This window comes from Kineococcus indalonis, assembly GCF_009906395.1.
Taxonomy (GTDB): Bacteria; Actinomycetota; Actinomycetes; order Actinomycetales; family Kineococcaceae; genus Kineococcus; species Kineococcus indalonis.
Genome location: NZ_JAAALM010000346.1, coordinates 1 through 4,466 on the forward strand (window position 1 = coordinate 1; position 4,466 = coordinate 4,466).

The following is a 4,466-nucleotide window of genomic DNA, read 5'->3' on the forward strand; positions in this document are numbered from 1 at the left end:
GCTTGACGGCCACGGGGCGGTCGGCGCCCCCGACGCGCGCGAGCGCGGCCTGCGCCGGTGGGCCGCCGACCGCCCCGTGGCCGTCAAGCTCAGCGCCGGCGTGGCCGTCAGCGCGGTCGTGGCGCTCGCCGTCGGCGGCCTGGCCGCCGCGCGCATGGTGGAGCTGCGCGACACCACCGCCGCGACGTACTCGCAGAGCGTGCAGCCGCTGGTCGACCTCTCGGGCGTGCAGCGCGGCTTCCAGGCCGCCCGCGCCCGCATCGTCGAGTACCCCGCCGCCTCGCCGCAGACGCGCGCGGACCTGCGCGAGCAGCTCGACGAGAAGGTCGCCGACCTCGAGGCCTCGCTGGAGGACTACTCCCCGCGCGCCGCCGACCCGCAGCAGGTGGAGGTCTTCACCGGCGCCTACCGGGAGATGGTCCGCCTCTTCGAGGAGCAGCTCGCCCCGCAGGCCGACGCCGGGGACGTCGCCGGCGCGGCCGCCACCTACCGCGAGGTCGTCCTGCCGGTGGTCTCGCAGGGCGCCGACGCCGTGGAGGCGGCCGGGCTGGCCGAGGAGGCGCGCGCCAAGGCCCGCACCGACGCCGCCACCGAGCGCGTCAGCTCCGGCCTGGTCCTCGTCGTCGTCGTGCTGCTCGGCGGGCTGCTCGTGGCCGCCGCGCTCGCCTCCCTCGTCGTGCGCGGCGTCACCCGCCCGCTGCGCGCCGTCTCCGAGGTCCTCGACGCCGTCGCCGAGGGCGACCTGACCCGCACCGCCGACGTGCGCAGCGACGACGAGATCGGCCGGATGGCCCGCAGCCTGCAGCGCGCCACGTCCAGCCTGCGCGAGGTGGTCCGCGCGATCGCCGGGACCTCCACCTCCCTGGCCGGTGCCAGCGCGCAGCTGTCCGCCACCAGCGCCGCGCTGGCGCGGGGCGCGGCCGAGGCGGAGTCCCAGGCCGGCGTCGTCTCCACCGCGGCGGAGGGCGTCTCGCGCACCGTCGAGACCCTCGCCGCCGGCAGCGAGGAGATGGGCGCCTCCATCCGCGAGATCTCCGTCAGCGCCGCCGAGGCCGCCCGCGTGGCCGAGCGGGCCGTGGCGATGGCGAGCACCGCCGACGCCACCGTCAGCAAGCTGGGGTCGAGCTCCCGCGAGATCGGCGACGTCGTCAAGGCCATCACCGCCATCGCCGAGCAGACCAACCTGCTCGCCCTCAACGCCACCATCGAGGCCGCCCGCGCCGGGGAGATGGGCAAGGGCTTCGCCGTCGTCGCCGGGGAGGTCAAGGAGCTGGCGCAGCAGACCGCCCGCGCCACCGAGGACATCACCCACCGCGTCGACGCCATCCAGGCCGACACCGGGCACGCGGTGTCGGCGATCTCGGAGATCCGCGAGGTCATCGCGCGCATCAGCGACTTCCAGACGACGATCGCCTCCGCCGTGGAGGAGCAGACCGCGACCACGAACGAGATGAACGGCAACGTGTCCGAGGCGGCGTCCTCGTCCACCGAGATCGCCCGCAGCATCTCCACGATCGCCGGCAGCGCCAGCGCCACCACCAGCGGCGCGGCGCAGGCGCAGCGCGCCTCCGAGGAGCTCGAGCGGCTGGCCGCGGACCTGCAGACCGCCGTCGGGGGCTTCCGCTTCTGACCCCCGCGCCGCGCGGTCGCGCCGAGCCCGCCCGCCTCAGCGGGCGTCGCCGAACAGCGGTTCCAGCACCGCGCGCGCGGCGGCCACGTCCCAGCCGCGGGAGGCGACCCAGGCGTCGGAGTAGTACGTGTCCAGGTAGCGCGAGCCGTCGTCGCAGATGAGGGTGACGACGCTGCCGGGGCGGCCCTCGCGGCGCAGCTCGTCCACCAGGCGCAGCGCCAGGGCGAGGTTGGTGCCGGTGGAGGCGCCCGCGCGCACGCCGGTGCGCTCGTGCAGCAGCCGCACCGCGGCCACGGACTCCGGGTCGGGCACCGTGGTGACCAGGTCGACCACCCCCGGCACGAACGAGGGCTCCACGCGCGGACGGCCGATGCCCTCGATCGAGGAGCCGGGCGCGGTGACCTCGCGCGAGCCGGTGCGCCACGCCTGCGCGAACGCCGAGCCCTCCGGGTCGGCCACGGCCAGGCGGGTGCGCCGGCGCGTGGAGCGGCAGTACCGCCCGATGGTGGCGCTCGTGCCGCCGGTGCCGGCGCCCACGACGATCCACTCCGGCTCGGGGTTCTCCTCCAGCGCCATCTGCTCGAAGATCGAGCAGGCGATGTTGTTGTTGCCGCGCCAGTCGGTGACCGTGGAGGCCATCGCGAACTGGTCCAGGTAGTGCCAGCCGGGCCGGGCGCCCAGCCCCTCCGCGACGGCGTACACCTCCCCGGGGTGGTCCACGAGGTGCAGGCGCCCGCCGTGCTGGCGGATCAGCTCCAGCTTCGCGGCGGCCGTGGTGCGCGGCACGACCGCGACGAGCTCCAGGCCGAGCATCCGCGCGAAGTACGCCTCGGAGACCGCGGTGGACCCGCTGGAGGCCTCCACGAGCGTGGTGCCGGGGCCGATGTCGCCGTTGGCGAGGCCGAAGAGGACCAGCGAGCGCGCCAGCCGGTGCTTGAGGGAGCCGGTGGGGTGGGTGGACTCGTCCTTGAGGTAGAGCTGCACGCCCCAGCGCGCCGGCAGGGGCAGCACCCGCAGGTGGGTGTCGGCGCTGCGGTTGGCGTCGGCCTCCACCAGCCGCACCGCCCGGTGCACCCAGGCGCGCGCGTCGTCCACGGGGCGAGGGTACGGGGGAGCGCTCAGCCCCCGCCGGGTCGGTCGTCGCCGGGTCGGTCGTCGCCGGGTCGGTCGTCGGCGGGTCGGTCGTCGGCGGGCACGGGCCACAGGTCCAGGTCGACCTGCAGGCCGGGCAGCGCCCGGTCCAGCTCCTCGCGCAGGCGCCGGCCCTCGGAGGCGTACCGCGCGCACGAGCCCGGCGAGTCCCACGCGCACAGGTCCGCGGGGTGGTGCTCGTCGAAGTACGCCTGCCAGCGCAGCAGGCGCGTGCGCAGGCCCTCGTCCAGGCCCAGGTGGTCCAGGTGGGTCGGGGTGAGCACGAACGCCCCCACGTCGGCGGGGGCCCAGACGGGGGTGGGTGCCTCGTAGTCGCTCATCAGCCGCAACCGGTCGAACACGGACACGAGGGTAAGACCTGCCGGCGGGTGGTCCCGACGGCGCGGCGCGGGTCAGCGCGGCTCCAGCACCACCTGCCCGGTGGACACCCGCAGCACCGCCGCGCCGCGCTCGAAGTCCTGCCGGCGCCGGTCCGGGCCGTCCTCGCGCGCCTCGCCGACCGGCAGGCCCAGCGGCCCCGCCTCCCAGCCCGAGCGCGCCCACGCGTCGCGCACCGGGTCCAGGACGGCCTGCGCGCCCGTGGCCGGCGACCAGTACACCGAGCCGCGCTCGAAGTGGCTGAAGCGCGCCCGCCCGTCCGGGGTGACCCGCTCGTCGCTCACCGGGTAGCCCAGCGGGCCGGCCTCCCAGCCCAGCCGCTCCCACGTGCCGCGCACCGCGCCGTGCACCTCCCACGACCCCGTGGCCGGCGACCAGTGCACCGAGCCGCGCTCGAAGTGGTTGAAGCGCCCGCGCCCGTCGGGGGTGGGGCGCTCGTCGGTGACGGGGAAGCCCAGCGGGCCGGCCTCCCAGCCGCTGCGCGCGTACGCGTCGCGCACCGCGCCGTGCACCTCGTGCGCGCCGGTCGCGGGCGACCAGTACAGCGAGCCGCCCTCGAAGTGCTGGTACACCCCGCGGTCGCCGGGCGTGCGCAGCTCCGGGGTGCGCGGCTCCCCGAGGAAGCCGCCCTGCCCGCCCAGCGCGGTGTACCGGCTGCCGATCGCGGTGCAGTCCTCCAGCGCCGGGGCGCCGTGCCGGCCGGTGCGCTGGTCCGTCGCGCTCGTCGTCGTGCAGCTCCACGCCGGGATCCGCCACGGCGGCGTGCACGTGACCACCCGGCACCACACCGGGCCGGTGCAGCGCACGTCCTGGCTGCACTGCCCGTACCGGAATCGGTTGCAGCACACCTTGCGCTGGTCGCACTGCCCGGTCGGGCCGCACCCGCACCGGCACGAGGTGCAGCTCTCCGCGCAGAACGTGCTGCGCCCGCTGCACCCGCACGAGCAGTAGCTGTGGCAGTCCACGTAGTACCGGGCGCCGCCGCAGCAGAAGCCGGACCCGTCGGACTTCCACCACCCGCCCACCAGGCTGCCCGGCGGGCACCGGTTCACCCCGCCGTTGATCGTCGCGCAGAACACCGTGTAGCCCGACGAGCAGGTGGAGTCCACCCCGCACACCGCCGCGTACGCGGTGCCCGGCCGCGTCAGGTACCCCCACGGGCCCACCGCCAGCGCCGAGCCCACCACCGCGGTGCGCGCCAGGAACCCCCGGCGGCTGGAGCGCGCCGCCAGCGCGCCCGCCAGCCGGTCCACCAGCGCTCCCAGCCGGCCCGGGGAGGCGCCCGCGACCGCCGCGGCCCCCGGCC

Annotated in this window: 4 protein-coding genes; 1 reads left to right on the plus strand and 3 read right to left on the minus strand. The window is 76.7% G+C overall.

Features of this window, described 5'->3' with window-relative positions; genetic code table 11:
• A partial coding sequence (locus tag GTR00_RS15320; RefSeq protein ID WP_205705901.1) for a methyl-accepting chemotaxis protein occupies nucleotides 1–1,630 on the plus strand: 1,630 nt, incomplete at its 5' end.
• A 36-nt stretch (nucleotides 1,631–1,666) separates the two neighbouring features.
• Here GTR00_RS15320 and GTR00_RS15325 read toward each other — a convergent pair.
• The 3 genes from GTR00_RS15325 to GTR00_RS15335 form a co-directional block, all read right to left on the minus strand.
• Nucleotides 1,667–2,725 (minus strand): PLP-dependent cysteine synthase family protein, encoded by a 1,059-nt coding sequence (locus GTR00_RS15325; RefSeq protein ID WP_323132510.1) that lies wholly within the window; start codon nucleotides 2,723–2,725, stop codon nucleotides 1,667–1,669.
• Nucleotides 2,726–2,748: 23 nt separating this feature from the next.
• Complete coding sequence (locus GTR00_RS15330) at nucleotides 2,749–3,123, minus strand: hypothetical protein (protein WP_166612464.1); 375 nt, start codon at nucleotides 3,121–3,123, stop codon at nucleotides 2,749–2,751.
• A 51-nt stretch (nucleotides 3,124–3,174) separates the two neighbouring features.
• On the minus strand, nucleotides 3,175–4,466 hold a 1,292-nt coding region (locus GTR00_RS15335), incomplete at its 5' end, for an LGFP repeat-containing protein (protein ID WP_205705902.1).